The sequence below is a fragment of the Streptomyces atratus genome (assembly GCF_014648655.1).
Taxonomy (GTDB): Bacteria; Actinomycetota; Actinomycetes; order Streptomycetales; family Streptomycetaceae; genus Streptomyces; species Streptomyces atratus.
In genome coordinates this window covers 1-14,926 of the sequence record NZ_BMRN01000065.1, presented here as the reverse complement: position 1 = coordinate 14,926, position 14,926 = coordinate 1, and the positions used below count along the sequence as shown (strand labels likewise).

Here is a 14,926-nt window from a genome sequence, read left to right as displayed (position 1 = left end):
CCGGCCACGGACCACCGGCAGACCAGCCCTCAACACCACCGGACCACGGACACCGGCGCCGTGTCCTTCACCCGCAGCACTGGAAGGGCCCCATGCTCCCCACCGTCGTGCGTTCCGTCCTACGTGACCTGCGCCGCTTCGTCCTGCCGGCCCTGGCGGTGCTGATCGGGGTCGCCTGTGTCAGCGGCTCGCTGCTGTACACCCAGTCCCTGGCCCGGGGCGCGGCCCGGCTCCAGCAGGCCTCGCGTCCCGATGTGTCGGTGGAGGTGCGCCCGGCCGGGGACGGCGCACCTCCCGGTGAGGCGGTGCGTCAGCGGCTCGCCTCGCTGCCCGGGGTGGCGTCGGCGCGCGGCACTCTGCGGGGGCGGGCCTTCCTGGTGGCGCGCGACGGCACCCTGGTCGGCCCGCCCTCCGCCGACGTGGGGGTCGGCTTCGTACCCGACGGGCACGGAGCCGATCCGCGCTGTCCGATGACCGAGGGACGCGGCCCGCACGGCCCCGGAGAGGTCGCCGTCGACCGGTTGGCGGCCCGGCGTGCCGGGCACCGGGTCGGCGACCGGGTGCGGATCGTCGTCGCGGGCGAGGTTCGCGCCGTCCGGCTCACCGGGGTGTTCACGGTGTACGACCCCGCCACCACCGCCGCCGGCACGGTCACCGCGTTCGACATGCGCACCGCGCGCGCCCTGTTCGCGCCCGCCCCGGGCCGGTACGCGTCGGTGACGCTGACGACCGCCCCCGGCACCTCCTCCGCTGCGCTCGCGAAGCGGGTGGCACGGGTGCTGCCACACGGGCTGGAGGCGGTAACCCGGGCCCGGCTGGACGCGGAGGCCGCCGCGGCGCCCGACCGGAAGAAGCTCGGCACACTGCTGCTGCTCTTCGCCGGGATCGCTCTGTTCGTCTCCGCGTTCCTGGTGAGCAATACGTTCACCATGCTCAGCACCGCCCGTGCCCGTGAGCACGCCCTGCTGCGCGCGGTGGGCGCGAGCCGCGGCCAGGTGCTGCGCACGGTGCTCGCCGAGGCGGCCCTGGTGGGCGCCGGGGCGGCCGTGGCCGGATACGCACTCGGCGTCGGTGTCGCCGCCGCGCTCGCCGCCCTGTTCGGACCGGCCGCCGGACCCGCGGGGGCGGCCCCGCTGGACGTCCTCTCCCCCCTCCCGCTGCTGGCCGCACTGGGGGTCGGAGTGGGGTTCACGACGGCCGCTGCGTATGTCCCCGCGCTGCGGGCCTCCGCCGTCGCCCCGGTGGCGGCGTTGCGCACTGACGTGCCGGTCCCGGCCGTGGCACAGGGGCGCCGGGGCCTGTTGGGACTCGCCGTCACCGTGGCCGGCGCGCTGCTGCTGGCCGCCGGCGAGGGGGATCTCGCGGTCCTGTCCCTGGCCACGCCGGTGCTGCTGGTCGGGCTGATCCTGCTCATTCCACAGTTCGCCCGGGCCGTCACCCATGTGCTGCGGGCGCCGGTGCGGCGGCTGGCCGGGGCGCGCGGCACCTTGGCGTTGGCCAACGCCCGCCGCAATCCCCGGCGCACCGCCGCGACCGCCGGTGCCGTCACCGTGTGCGTGGCGCTCGTCAGCGCGGTCACCGTGGCGCTGTCCTCGCTGAGCGCCACGGCGGGGCGGGAGGCCGTGGCGGCGCTGCCGACGGATCTGCGGATCAGCGCGGTCGACTTCGCCGAGATCGGCGCGGGGACGGCCGGGCGGGTGGCACGGCTGCCGCACGTGACGGCGGTCAGCGCGGTGCGCGAGGCCGGTTTCCGCCTGAGCGACGGGGGCGATCTGTGGGCGGTGGCGGTGGATCCGGTGGCCGTGGGCCGGGGCCGCCTCGCCGACCTCACGGTGCGCTCCGGCGACCTGGACGGCCTGTCCCACGGGATCGCCGTCACGCGGAAGCTCGCCGCGGAGCACGGATGGCGGGTGGGCGACCGGGTCACCGGCGAGGAACTGTCGGACGCGGGCGTCCCCGACAGCCGGGCGCTGGACCGCGAAGTCGTGGCGGTCTACGACGGACCAGAGGCCCTCGGCCCGGCCCTGCTGCCCGAGAGTGCCGTGGCCGGGGGCGGCGCCGTGATCTCGGTGCTGGTGCGTGCTGAGCCGGGACATACGACGGATCTGAAGAAGGAGATCCGCCGGGCCCTGCGCAATCCGGTGCTGGTCGTCCAGGACCGGGCGGACGTGGGACGGGACGCGGAGCGGGGATTCGGCTCTCTGTTGTCCGTGCTGTACGCGATGCTCAGCGTCACGGCCGCCGTCGCGGCGCTGGGCGTGGCCAACACCATGGGCATGGCGGTCTTCGAGCGGGCCCGGGAGATCGGCCTGCTGCGCGCGGTCGGACTCGACCGGGCGGGGGTGCGATCCATGCTGCGGCTGGAGTCGGTGGTGGTGTCGGCACTGGGCGCCGGACTGGGCATCGTCGCGGGCGGCGCGGCCGGGGTGGCGGCGGTCGCGGGGCAGGCGGGCGCGGTGATCTCGGTGCCGTGGACGTCCCTGGTGGCGCTGCTCGTGGGTGCGAGCGTGGTCGGTGTGCTCGCCGCGCTCGGCCCGGCGGCGCGGGCGTCCGCGATCCCGGTGCCGCGGGCTGTGGGCGGCGAGGTGGGGTGACCGGCACCGCGGCCATGTCCGTCCACGCGCCGAGCGAGGGCCCACGGCGTGGGGCGGAGCGCGGGCGCCACCGCCGCGGCTGTCTGGAGATCGGCCTGGCGGCGACGGGCACCGACCGCCGCACACCGGGTCTGCGCCGCGAAGAGGTGGCGGAGCTCGCCCACATGTCGGTCGACTATTACACACGGCTGTAGCAGGCCCAGGGGCCGCGGCCATCGGCCCGGATCCTGGACGCGCTGGCCCGCGCGCTACGGCTCACACCGGCCGAGCGCAGCCATCTGTTCCGCCTGGCGGGTTCGAGCGCGCCGCCCGACATCAGCACCGTGCGGCGGGTGCGCCCGCACGTGGCCCGGATGCTGGAGCGGCTGCCGGAGACCGGTGCCATCGTCACTGACGCGGCGTACGACGTCGTCGCCTGGAACCCCCTGGCCCGGGCACTGCTCGGCGCCGACCTCAGAGGCGGGACGACGAACCTGGCCCGACGCCGCTTCCTGGGCCAGGAGCGGATGTACGAGAGCTCCAGCACCGAGGAATTCGGGCACATCGTGGTGGCGCGGCTGCGCCGGGCCGCGGACCGCTACCCGCATGACCCGCAACTGGCCGCGCTGCTGGCCGAACTGCGCGTCGGCAGTGAGGAGTTCCGGCAGATCTGGGAGGCGCGTCCCGTCCACGCTCCCGGGCACCGCACCAAGACCCTGGACCATCCGGAGGCCGGTGCGATGCGGTTGAACTGCGACGTCCTGCTCGTGCCCGAGGATGACCAGGAGGTTGTCCTGATGACGGCCGACCCCGGATCACCTGCCGTGCAGGCCCTGCGCAGGCTGGCCACGCAGGCGGCCTGAAACGAAGGATGCGCACACGTCTCGCCAGCGGTCACAGAGCGTCGCAACTCAATCGGGGGTGAGGTTCTCCTCGTAGCGTGGAGTCCGTGACAACAGGGGATGTCGGTTGTCGTGGCGGGGAGCTTCAGGGTGTGCCGCTCCCCAGCTCTGGACCCAGCACACGGTGGTCCTTCCGACAGCTCAGGATGTGCCGTCCTGAGCCCGAGGGGTGTGCCGGGCTGGAGCGGCCGGTCCTTCCTCTCCTTCGAGGGCCGTGCGAGGCTCCACCCCTGTGCTCGTCTTGACGGCCCGCGCCGCCTGAACGAGGCCGCTGGAATTCCGCAGCGGGACTTCCTTGATGAACAGCGTCACCAGGAAAGCGATCAGGGCGATCGGGGCGGCGTACATGAAGATGTCGCCGATGCCGTGCCCGTAGGCGCCCTCCAGCCACGTGCGGACCGGGGCGGGCAGCATGGCCAGGTCGGGCAGTTCGCCGCTGCCGGAGGCCTTCGCGGCCGTCGCCCGGTCCTGCGGGCCGAGCCGGGTGATGGTCTCGCGGGCGTAGTGGCCGATCCGGGTGGTGAGGATGGAGCCGAGCACCGAGACGCCCACCGCTCCGCCGAGAGACCGGAAGAAGGTCACCGTGGAGGACGCGGCGCCCAGGTCGCTCGGGGACACCTGGTTCTGGGTGCACAGCACGAGGTTCTGGAGCGTCATGCCGACGCCGAGGCCCATCAGCGCCATGCACAGCGCGATGAACAGGTACGGGGTGTCGTAGCGGAGCATGCCCAGCAGGGCCAGGCCGGCCGTCAGCAGGATTCCGCCCGCCAGCAGCCAGCCCTTCCACTTGCCGGTGCGGGTGATGATCCGGCCGGAGACGGTGGAGGAGACGAACAGGCCGGCGATGAACGGGATGGTCATGACGCCGGACTTCGTCGGGGAGTCGCCGCGCGCCAGCTGGAAGTACTGGCTGAGGAAGACGGTGCCCGCGAACAGCGCGACGCCGACGAACAGCGAGGCAATCGAGGCGAGGGTGACGGTGGGGTTGCGGAACAGGTGCAGCGGGATGATCGGCTCGCCGGCCTTCGTCTCCACGAACAGGAAGATCAGTGTCAGCACGGCGGACGCACCGACCAGCGTGTACGTCTGCCAGGACAGCCAGTCGTACTTGTCGTCGGCGAAGGTGACCCAGATCAGCAGGGTGCAGACGGCCGCGGTGACGAAGAAGGCGCCGGTCCAGTCGACCTTGACCTGCCGCTTGACCGTGGGCAGGTTCAGCGTCCGCTGGAGCACGACCAGCGCGACGCATGCGAAGGGGATGCCGACGAAGAGGCACCAGCGCCAGCCGAGCCAGCTGGTGTCGGTGATGACACCGCCGAGCAGCGGGCCGCCGACGGTGGCGACGGCGAAGGTGGCGCCGAGGTAGCCGGAGTAACGGCCGCGCTCGCGCGGAGAGATCATCGCAGCCAGGACGACCTGCGCCAGCGCGGACAGACCGCCGCCGCCCAGGCCCTGGATGACGCGGGCGCCGATCAGGGTCGCGGGGTTCTGCGCCAGACCGGCCACCAGGGATCCGACCACATAGACGACCAGTGCCGACTGGACCAGGATCTTCTTGCTGAACTGGTCCGCGAGCTTGCCCCACAGGGGCGTGGAGGCGGTCACGGCCAGCAGGGAGGCGGTGACGACCCAGGTGTAGGCGCTCTGGCCGCCGCCGAGGTCGTTGATGATCCTCGGCAGCGCGTTGGTGACCACGGTCGAGGAGAGGATGGCGCAGAACAGGCCGAGCAGCAGTCCGGACAGGGCGCGCATGATCTGCGCGTGGGTCATCGGCGTCCGGGCCGACGGATTCTCGGCTGTCGGCGTTCGGGCGGAGTCTCCGCCACGGTGGTCGTGGGCCCGTACACCTGGTCGTGGGGTGGTTGTCATGGGTCGTGTTTCCTTATGTGGTGACTGCGGGTGTACGGGGGGAACGGTCGGGCTCGGGCGGCTCGGCGCACGGGGCGTCGAAGCTCGCCCGGAACCGGGCCAGGAGCCGGGTCAGTCGGGCCACGTCCTCGTCGCTCCAGTCGCTGAGCCGGGCCGCGAGCAGCTCGGTGGTGCTTTCCGACAGTTCGGCGAGGCGGGCCCGGCCCTCGGGGGTCAGACGCAGGATGCGCGAGCGCCGGTCCGCGGGATCGGGGCTGCGGTCGATCCAGCCCCGCGCGGCCAGGTGCGCCACATGGCGGCTGGCGACCGACATGTCGACGGCGAGCAGCTCCGCGAGCCTGCCGATGCGCATATGGCCGTCACGGCCGAGCAGCGCCAGCACCGCGGCGGAGCCGCTGGAGCAGTCGTACGGAAGGATCCGGCCCAGCTCCCGCCGTACCGATCCGATGGCGCTCAGCTGGCGCATCAACTCCTCGTACGGAGCCTTCTCGGCCACACGTGCCTCCATTGTCATTGCTTGAGGCAACTATGTGTTACTCGGTTGCCTTGGGCAAATTATAAAGGTGTGCCGTAACACACATATGTCATCGGAGATATGTATTCCGGTCTCGGGTGTCGCTGCTCAGGTGTCAGCGCAGGATCCGGCGGGCCACGTTGGTGGTGACCAGGTCGAGGAGTTCCCCGCCCCGGCCGGAGAGGATGGTGCGGATGGCGTAGAGGGTGAAGCCCTTGGCCTGCTCCACCGTGACCGCCGGGGGCACGGACAGTTCCTGGCGGGCGGGGCGTCGCGCGGATAGAACTGCCGGTACGGAAAGTCGGTGCCGAGCATCAGCAGGGTGTCCGCCTCCTCGATCGCCTTGTAGCCGGAGGCGAAGCCGAGCAGGCCGGTCGGGCCGACGTCGTAGGGGTTGTCGTACTCCACGTACTCCTTGCCCCGCAGGGCGTGCACGACGGGCGCCTCGAGGGTCTCGGCGAGCCGGACCAGGTCGTCGTGGGCACCGGCGGCGCCGGCACCCGCCACGATCGTCACCCGCCGCGCGTCGTTCAGCAGGGCGGCGGCCTCGCGCAGGGCGCCGTCGTCCGGGCGGACAAGGGCCCTGGCCGGACGCACCACAGCGGGCGCCAGGTCGCGGTCGGTCCGGCCAGGGAAGATCTCGCCGGGGACGACCACGACCGCCACTCCCCTGCGCTCGACGGGCGGCCGCATCGCCGCCCGGGGGATGCGGGGCCCGTGCTCCGGGCTGGTGACGACCTCCGCGTAGACGCGTCGACACCGCCGAGGACGGCCGAGGGTGCCCGCCCCCTCACGGGAGCGGGCACCTGCTCGTGCACCGGGACGGCAAAGCCGCCTACGGAGTGCGCGTGCTCCACTTCTGGTTGGGCGTGCCGGAGCACTGCCACAACTGCAGACGCGCTCCGTTGTCGGTCCGCTGATCGATCACGTCGACACACTTGTTGCCGGACTGCGGGTTGGTCAGGTCGTGCGACGAGTTCAGACGGAACTGCTGCGCGCCCGACCCGTTGCATGTCGTCCAGTTGATGACGGCACCGTTGTTCGTCGCACCACCGCTGACGTTCATGCACTTGCCCTCGGACCGCACGGTGCCGTCGACGAACTTCCACCGCTGGTAGGACTCGTTGTAGCAGTCCCAGATCACCAGCTTGGAGCCGACGGGCGCGCCCGGACTGTTGGCGATGCCGATGCAGCGGCCGGAGGCGTGGCTGTAGATCTGCACGCCGCCGGACCAGGACTCACCCGAGGTCGTCTTGGACGTGTTGTTGTTCGACTTCGCCCCGGAGCCGGAGGATGTGTCGCCCGAGGTACCTCCGGAGCGGGAGGACGTCTTGCCCGATCCCTCCTTCACACTGACCGGTTCGTCCCCTCCCGTGGACTTCTTCCCGCCCCCCGACGCGCCCGCCTTCGGCGTCACCGTCACGACGACGGGCTTGCCGTTCGGACCGGTGGTGGTGACGGTCTTCGGCTGCACGCCGCCTTTCGCCTTGGACGCGTGCGGCGAGGGCGACTCCGAGCCGACCACGCCGGGAGCCGCGCCTGTGGCCAGACCCTCCAGCACCGTGCCCGGAGCGGTGCCCGTCTTCGCGGACGACCGTCCGTCGTCGCCGTCGCCGCCACTGATCAGGAAGGGTACGGAAATCAGCAGCGCGCCGACGATGGCGGCGCCCGCGAGCAGGCTCTTGTGCGGCCGGCCGGGGGCGGCCTTGACCGCCGTCCTGGCGGAGTCGCCTGTGGCGTCGTCGGATCCGGTGGCCTTCTCCGCGGTCGTGTCGGCGTCCGCGTCCGCGTTCGCCTTGGCAGCGTCCGCGGTGTCCGCCGTGTCCGCGTCCGCCGACGCCGTCGCCTTCGGACCGGCGGACGTCCGGGCGGCCGGCTCGGCCGTGCTCGTCGAGTGCCCGGAGGCGGTCGCGGGCGCGAGCGTGCCGAGGGCCTCGGGATCGGCTTCGGCTTCCTCGGTTTCCTGGTTCTCCTCCCGTTGTTCGGGTTCTTCGAGTTCTTCGGGTTCGGGCTCGGGCTCGGCCATGGCGGACGGCACAGCCGAACGCCCCGGGGGCCGCGCCGAGGTCAGGATGCGTTCCGCCATCGTGGCGGCGCTCTCCGGCTTCTTCTCGGCTTCGCCGACGCCCTCCGCCTCGGCCTGCGCGGAGGCCACGGCTGTCGGCTCGTCGGGAGAGCCGTTGGGTTTGGAAGTCGTCATGACACCTTTCCGGTGGGGTCGGTGTGACACGTGGATGCGACGCTCTGATGTGACACCACGGGCGGGCCGACCAGGTGTGCCGATTGCCTCAGAACACCTGCTGTCGATGACCCGCCCAGTGTTCAGTCGCTGATTCTAGGGTTCGCAAGCCCTCTCATGAACACACCTGTGCCCCGAGCGGGTTCACCCGCTCCTCATGGGGTGTCGGCAGTCAGCCGCCAGAGGGACGTGGTCTCGGCACTTCGTGCGGCGTGCAGTGGATCACTGGTGTCCCTGGACCGCGGATGACGGGGTTTGGTGTCGATCTTGTCCTCCACTCTGAGGTGTGCTGCCCGGATCGCGTCGAGCAGGTGCGTGCGTGTCCTGAGGCCGAGGTGTTCTGCCAGGTCCGACAGGACGAGCCACCCCTCGCCGCCCGGTCGGAGATGGCTGGACAGTCCGGCGAGGAAGCCTCGGAGCATGGTGCTGTCCGGGTCGTAGACACCTTGCTCGATGGTCCCGGCCGGACGGGCGGGGAGCCAGGGCGGGTTGCACACGACGAGGTCGGCACGGCCTTCCGGGAACAGGCACGGACCCGTCACGTCGACACGGTCGGTGAGTCCGAGCCGACGGACGTTTTCCTTGGCGCAGGTCAAGGCGCGCGGGCTGATGTCCGTGGCCACGATCCGACGGATCCCCCGGCGGGCCAGGACGGCAGCCAGGACGCCGGTCCCCGTACCGAGGTCGAATGCCGTACCGGTGGCGGCTGCGTTCCGGATCAACGGAAGGGGCGCCCGGGCGACCAGGTCGACGTACTCGCCTCTGACGGGCGCGAACACACCGTAGTGCGGGTGGATGCGCTTGCCCAGTGCCGGCACATCGACGCCTTTCACGCGCCACTGGTGCGCGCCGATCACTCCCAGCAGTTCTTTGAGAGAGACCGCCATGGGCCCCTCCGGCGGGCCATAGGCTTCCCGGCACGCCTGGCGAACGTCGGGAGCCCGGCGCAACGCCAGGGTGTGGTCGTCGCCCAGCAGCACCAGGAGTTTGCCGAGGACCCGGGCGCGGTGGCTGCCGGCTCGGCGGTGCAGGTGGAAGGACTCACCGGCGGAGGTACCGGTTCTGGGCGGTTTGCGATCGATGCGGCGGCCCATCGCCTGCAGGAGTTGCCGGGCGTTGTGGAAGTCGCCTCGCCACAGCAGGGCCGTTCCTTCGCACGCCTGGCGGTAGGCGTCGTCGGCCCTCGTCCGGTCGTCGGCGACGACGACGCGTCGCGGACAGGCGGTGCCGTTCTCGGAATGCCAGCGGGCGGACTGGTGGGTGGGACCTTGGCCTTGGGTCCAGTGGATCGTGGACACCACGTACTCCTCATGGTCGAACGTGCAGGGCATGAGAAGCACTTCGACGAGGAGCAGACCGAACCGACACCCGGCCGTCGGACAGGCGTGTGCGTTGAGGCAGGCGGCCGCTACCGCTCTCGCGTCGAAGCGCGAGAGCGGACGTCCCAGACAACCATGCCGAGCATCAGGCCAGTCCTTTCGAACGAGAGAAAGCAGACTCGCACAGGTGCTGCCCGGCTGCCAAAACACGGCAACCGTCACACCTCACGGCCGAGGATCAGCACACCTGCTCAGCCGGCTCCACCGCTCAGGATGTTGACGAGATGTTCCTGCGTGGAGGAAACGGGAGTGCGGCTGCCGTTTCGGGGATCGCCGTCCGGATCGGGGTCCGGATCGGGATCCTGCTCAGTGTCCGGCTTCGGGTCCGGTTCGGGATCCGGCTCCGTGTCCGGCTCGCCGTCCAACCCGGGCTCGGCGTCGGGCAGGCTGACGGTCTCCACGCGTCGTATGGGGTCGTACGGTTCGTCCGGGGGCTGCGAGGAGGGATCAGAGGAAGGATCACTCGCCGAAGATTCGCTCGCGGGAGGGGCGTCGTCGTCCACCCCGGTGTCCGGCTCGGCCTGTGGAGCCGCAGCAGTGGCCTCCACCGGCTGCTCAGCCACGGTCTCCGTCGCCAGTTGCTCGGGGGCAACGGTCATGCTGACCGCGCCCGCGGGATTCACATAGAGGTAGATCTCTTCGTCGAGTTCCCGCACGAGGTCCCGCACCGGGACGGTGCGCGCCGCATACCGCCCGCCGGACCAAAGCTGGGGGTCCGAGGTGAAGACCGGAACGACAGGGGTGCCGTCCGGACTGCATGCCTCGACCGGGCTCCCGTCGGGCGCGAGCATGACGCCGACCTCCGCGTCGGCGAGCAGGCGGAAGACCTCGTCCTCCGGGCCGTACCCGGTGGCCGCGAGCTGGATCGCCTCGTCGACCGGATCAGTGGGCGCCGACCAGCCGTTCGCGTTCGGGGAGGGCCGGTAGTCGTCGTTGTACTGCCACTCCACCACCTCCCCGTCGGCGTCGGACCGGTACTGTCCGACCACCGCCCAGACCGGTGGAGTGTCCTCTCCCCGCCACGCGGGATCGACCATGCCGAACCAGTGGTCGGGGGCCGCCCTGGCAGCCTCCAGGATGGACTCCGGGACGTCTGTCAGCGGTTCGTCGCGCTCAGGTGTTTCAGCCACGTCGGGCATCCGGTTCCAGCCTCTCACAGACGAAGTGGTTCACATCCGCACGCTGGTCGGCAGACGCGGGACATACACACATGTGTCGGCCATGTTCACACACCGAGTCGTCGCCTCGATGACCACCCGGCCCTAGTCCTGCGCCTCTGCCTCCCGGCGCGCCTGTTCCTCCTTCTCCTTGCGCTCCCGCACCTCTGCCTCCGAGCGCACCACCATCTTCGTATGCTGCAGCCCGAGGGCACCCAGACGCATCAGATACCTATACGTATTCGGATCAACTTGCGTATGTCCCAGCCGGACATTCCGAACCCAACGGCCCAGTCTTCTCGGTTTCTGCGGGGTGGGTGTGAAGGGGCCGATGGCGTCCACGTGGACGATGTCCCCTCCTTCTCCACTTTCGGCGTGCGCGGCTGCGGCCAGTGCCATCAGCCGCTCCTCCTCCGGCGCCCCGTCCAGCAGCGTCACAGACGCTCCGCTCCGTGACGTCTCCCCCTGCGAAGCCCCCGCTGTCTCCGCCGTGGCGGGGCCGCGCGCCCCCGCCACGCCGCCCCGGGTCGCCTGGGTGCCGAACTCCCGGCGCAGTTGCTCGGAGAGGGTCTGGGCCTGTTGCACCGCGTCCGGTCGGCCCGAGTAGTCGTAGAGGGACTCGGCGATCAGGACGGTCATGTCGTGGTGGAGCGTGCTGTACGGATGCTCGGGCGCACCTGCGGCGCCGGAGCGGTCGAGGGGTGGCGCCTGGTGACGGCCGGCCATGATCTGCCCCGCCTCGGCCAGAAGCGGGCCCTGCATCCGCGGGTCGAGGCCTTTCAGGGTCCGCCAGGCGTGCTGGAAATGGTTGGCCCAGCGCTCGCGTACGTCCGGGTCGACAGGCGGGTACGGCGTCACCGACGCGGCCGTCGACGCCACCTCGGCCAGCGCACTCTCCGGCCTGCGGGTGGCACCTCTCCTGTCCCACAGGGAGTACGCGTACTGCGCCAGTGCCCCCGTCAGGGCCGGGTTCGGTGCGTCCACCTGCGGCAGCAGGTCCGTGAAGTGCTGCAGGATGACGGGCCCCTGCCGCAGGGCCCGGGAGCCGATCCGGCCCCGTGCCTCCCGCGCGCCCTGCTCCAGTTCGTCCTGCACCTCGGCCGCCTGGGTGCGGTGCAGCCCCGAGGCGAAGCCCATCTGGTGGGCGACGAGCTCGTTCGCCAGCTGTTCGATGCTGTCGTCGGCCCAGTACCGCTCCAGCTCCGCGGCGTGCGCGGCGGCGTTGAAGTCCTCGTCCATGAACGCGGTGTCGTTGTCGATCGCCGTCACCCGGCGCTCTCGGGCGCTGTAGAGCACGTTGTCCCAGTTGATGACCGCATTGCCGGAGGGGGTGACCCAGAGACGGTCGGACCTGCCGAGGAAGGGGTCGGTCACCATCATCAGTCCACCGATGCGGCGCAGCGCATCGGTGTCGGCGAGCAGGGCCCGGCGTTCCGTCACGCTCAGCCGGGAGAGGGGGGTGCCCTCGGCGAACTCACTGACCGTGACATGGCTGTAGTCGTTCAGGAGTTCGCGGTGCGTGTTCGGCCAGTAGGGGTCGTGCCTCGCGATCACCGACTCCAGCGCCTGGGCATCGGTGGATCCCCGAGCCAGCACCCGCGATGCGGGGATGTGTACGTCCGACACGCCGCGGATGAACTCGTCGGCGTAGATGGTGGAAGCGATGTCCGTGTGGAACTTCACCACCGCCTGTCCACCGGTGCCCGAGCCGACGATGTGGACACCGCCGTTGTTGCCCTCCCGCCACTGCACTGCCACCCCGGTCGGCCAGTACCGGGGGCGCGTGCTCGCGAGCGGCGCGGGGCGGTGCTGTGCCTGCTGCTGCGGCACGGAGCTGCCCGAGGCGTACGGCTGCGGACCGTGCCCACCGTACGCGGCCTGCGGAGCGCCGTACGGAGCCTGCGGGACGGAGTGCGGGGTCTGCGGGACCGCGTACGGGACCCGCGGCGTCGTCCAGCTTCCCTGGAGGTGCGGTCCCTGCACGTACGGTCCTTGGGCGTACGGGGCCTGTACGTACGGGGCTTGTGTGTACGGGGTCTGCGGATGCGGTCCCTGCGGATACGTGTGCTGCCCGGGTGTGCCGTTCTGGCTGGACGGGCCGGGCTGGAAGAAACCGCTCGTGCCGGAGGGGCCCGCCTCGGGCGGGTCCGTCTCGGAGCGGCGGCCGGTCAGCCGCTTCTTGAGCCACTTCCCCGGAGCGCCGCCCACGCCACCGCTGGTGGCCCGCGTGCCGAACTCCTCGCGCAGCAGTTCGGACAGCAGCCGGGCGGGCTGCCGTTCCGGCGGGAGGTCGGGGCGCGGCGAACGGCGCAGTCGGGCGGCGACGAGCGCCGCCATGTCGTCGTACAGGGAGAGGTAGGCCGCCTCCGGCGAGCCGGACGCGACGTCCGCGCGAACAATCGGCGGCGGCTGGTGACGCCCCGCCATGATCTGCCCGGCGCCCGCCAGCAGTTGGTCCCGCTCCTCCTCGCCGAGCAGGCCCAGGTCGGTGTGCGCCTGCGCGAAGAGGGGGGCCCAGCGCCGCTGGACGTCGGCGTCCGTCGTGGCACCCGCCGACCTCGCCTCCTGCGGGAACAGCTCCTGCCGCAGTCGCTGTGTCAGCGCCCGGCGCTCCTGCACCGACATCTCGTGCGCCTCCGAGGCCCGGGCCGAAGGGAGCAGACTTCTGACCGGAGTCGACCAGAACGCCGGTCGGCCGGTGCCGGTGTCGCGATCGCGATCGCGGCCACCGGTTCCACCGGCGGAAACCAAGCCGACGCCGCACGCTTCTAGCGCCTTCACCAGGCCGTTCGTATAGGCCGTGCCGATCTCCCCGCGGGCCACCGCATTCACCAACGCGTCCTGGAGCACACGGCGGGACTTGGTCTCCCAGTCCGCATCCGGACGGTACGGATAGGCACGCGTATACCCGTGTCCGACAAAGGCGCCCGAGCTGCCGGAGGGGCCGGGGGCGGACTGGGCCAGGAGTTGGGGCAGTTCGGTCGTGAACCAGTGCACCGTATGGGGATGCAACCGCTCACGGGGCGCCGGATCCGGGTCGTAGAAGGCGGCGTACGCCTCGGCGAACCACTCCGTCGGCTTGGAGAACTGGTAGTTGGACACCGCGTGGTTGTCGCGCTCCGACCGCAGGTAACTGACCCACTGGTTGTCGTCGGTCACGTGGTACATGCGTCCATGGATGTCGAGCAGGTCCCCGCCACCGTCGGGAAGCATCCACGGGTGCGCGAATGCCATCTGCCCGAAGCGGATGACGTTCTCGAGCCGATTCCTGAAGTCGGCGGGCTGATCAGCGAATGCCTCACGCAGCGCCATGAACAACTGAGGCCTCTCCGGCTTGTCACGCGGATGCAGAGGCGACGCCACCTCCGCGCGCAGACTCAGTCCGTTTCTGCCGAGAGGCGCACTGCCGTCACCAAGCCCGAATCCCTCCAGAACAGACTTGACCAGATCGTCATGGCTCCGGTTCTCGTGCACTCGCCAGCCGCCGAAGCGTGGCTGCCCGATAAGACTCTGCATCCACCGGCTGAGATGGTCGACGTGGTGACCAACCTCGTGCCGGACCAGCCACTTCATAAAGTTGCCCTGCGCCAGCACATCGGACACACCAGCCATGACCTGACGCCGCTGTCCGGACAGGCCCAGGGCCCGGTCACCACTCCTGCTGATTCCCCCGTGCTCGCTCATGGACGCGTGGTCCATCACCCGTCGCTGCCACTCACTGCCCCGGTTCAACTGGGCCATGGCCCAGGCCGGCAACCCGTACGGGGTGACGACGACGACAGTCTGAGTCCCCGCGTCGTACTCACTGCTACGGCTTCCGTCGCTCGACGGCCCAGGTGTAATGGCGACCAGACCGTTGAAGTGCTCCCGCGGCAGACTGGCCAGGACATTCTCGATCCTGGAAAGCGTGGAGTGACTGAAATGTGTGTTCGGGCGCTGACTCGAAGGCCCGATGCGCACCCCGTAATAGGTACTGAGAGCTATCTCCCGCTGAACAGCACCCTGATTCCACAGCAGGCCGGCGACCCCGTGCCCACCCGACCCCAACTGAAGCATCCGGGACGGCGTCCCCGTGTTGTGGCCCGGCCTCGGCGGCCTCGTACCAGCCCGCACACCATCAAGCTCCGCGAAACGCGAATCAGTGACCGCACGCTCCCTGCGCTCGTGCGCGACGGCGTCGGCGACCTCATGGGCATCCGACTCGTCCCAGAACCCAGCGGTCGAGGAGTAGTCGGGCCCGAGGGCCGCGGCCACACGTTCGACCCAGCCGGTCTGCACCTCACGGAACGCCAC

At 70.9% G+C, this 14,926-nt stretch carries 7 protein-coding genes and 2 pseudogenes; 2 read left to right on the top strand and 7 right to left on the bottom strand.

The window, feature by feature from the left end; all coding sequences use genetic code 11:
- Positions 1 to 92 precede the first annotated feature (92 nt).
- Together IEZ15_RS39740 and IEZ15_RS39735 are read left to right on the top strand one after the other, a co-directional pair.
- Positions 93 to 2,594 (top strand): FtsX-like permease family protein, encoded by a 2,502-nt coding sequence (locus tag IEZ15_RS39740; protein ID WP_189281865.1) that lies wholly within the window; start codon positions 93 to 95, stop codon positions 2,592 to 2,594.
- A gap of 14 nt (positions 2,595 to 2,608) precedes the next feature.
- Positions 2,609 to 3,436, top strand: a pseudogene (locus tag IEZ15_RS39735) (helix-turn-helix transcriptional regulator).
- A 186-nt stretch (positions 3,437 to 3,622) separates the two neighbouring features.
- On the opposite strand, the pseudogene IEZ15_RS39730 reads toward IEZ15_RS39735, so the two are convergent.
- The 7 genes and pseudogenes from IEZ15_RS39730 to IEZ15_RS39700 form a co-directional block, all read right to left on the bottom strand.
- Positions 3,623 to 5,245, bottom strand: a pseudogene (locus IEZ15_RS39730) (MDR family MFS transporter); the annotation flags it as partial.
- 112 nt (positions 5,246 to 5,357) lie between these two features.
- Positions 5,358 to 5,840, bottom strand: a complete 483-nt coding sequence (locus IEZ15_RS39725) for a MarR family winged helix-turn-helix transcriptional regulator (protein WP_189281864.1) — start codon at positions 5,838 to 5,840, stop codon at positions 5,358 to 5,360.
- Positions 5,841 to 5,966: 126 nt separating this feature from the next.
- A complete protein-coding gene (locus tag IEZ15_RS39720) occupies positions 5,967 to 6,551 on the bottom strand; it encodes a hypothetical protein (RefSeq protein WP_229846454.1) in 585 nt (194 codons plus the stop codon).
- 142 nt (positions 6,552 to 6,693) lie between these two features.
- The gene (locus tag IEZ15_RS39715; RefSeq protein WP_189281863.1) at positions 6,694 to 8,058 is read right to left on the bottom strand and encodes a ricin-type beta-trefoil lectin domain protein; all 1,365 of its coding nucleotides are present in this window, start codon (positions 8,056 to 8,058) and stop codon (positions 6,694 to 6,696) included.
- Between the two features lie 194 nt (positions 8,059 to 8,252).
- The gene (locus IEZ15_RS39710; RefSeq protein WP_229846453.1) at positions 8,253 to 9,428 is read right to left on the bottom strand and encodes a methyltransferase; all 1,176 of its coding nucleotides are present in this window, start codon (positions 9,426 to 9,428) and stop codon (positions 8,253 to 8,255) included.
- Positions 9,429 to 9,667: 239 nt separating this feature from the next.
- Positions 9,668 to 10,606, bottom strand: a complete 939-nt coding sequence (locus IEZ15_RS45865; protein ID WP_229846452.1) for a type VII secretion system-associated protein — start codon at positions 10,604 to 10,606, stop codon at positions 9,668 to 9,670.
- Positions 10,607 to 10,738: 132 nt separating this feature from the next.
- The coding region (locus tag IEZ15_RS39700; RefSeq protein ID WP_506355108.1) for a protein kinase family protein at positions 10,739 to 14,926 on the bottom strand (4,188 nt) is incomplete at its 5' end.

What these genes read in the sequence shown, in the direction of transcription:
- IEZ15_RS39740 (WP_189281865.1), top strand. Translation starts at nt 93, where the DNA reads ATGCTCCCCACCGTCGTGCGTTCCGTCCTACGTGACCTGCGCCGCTTC.
- IEZ15_RS39720 (WP_229846454.1), bottom strand. Translation starts at nt 6,551, where the DNA reads ATGCGGCCGCCCGTCGAGCGCAGGGGAGTGGCGGTCGTGGTCGTCCCC.
- IEZ15_RS39715 (WP_189281863.1), bottom strand. Translation starts at nt 8,058, where the DNA reads ATGACGACTTCCAAACCCAACGGCTCTCCCGACGAGCCGACAGCCGTG.
- IEZ15_RS39710 (WP_229846453.1), bottom strand. Translation starts at nt 9,428, where the DNA reads ATGCCCTGCACGTTCGACCATGAGGAGTACGTGGTGTCCACGATCCAC.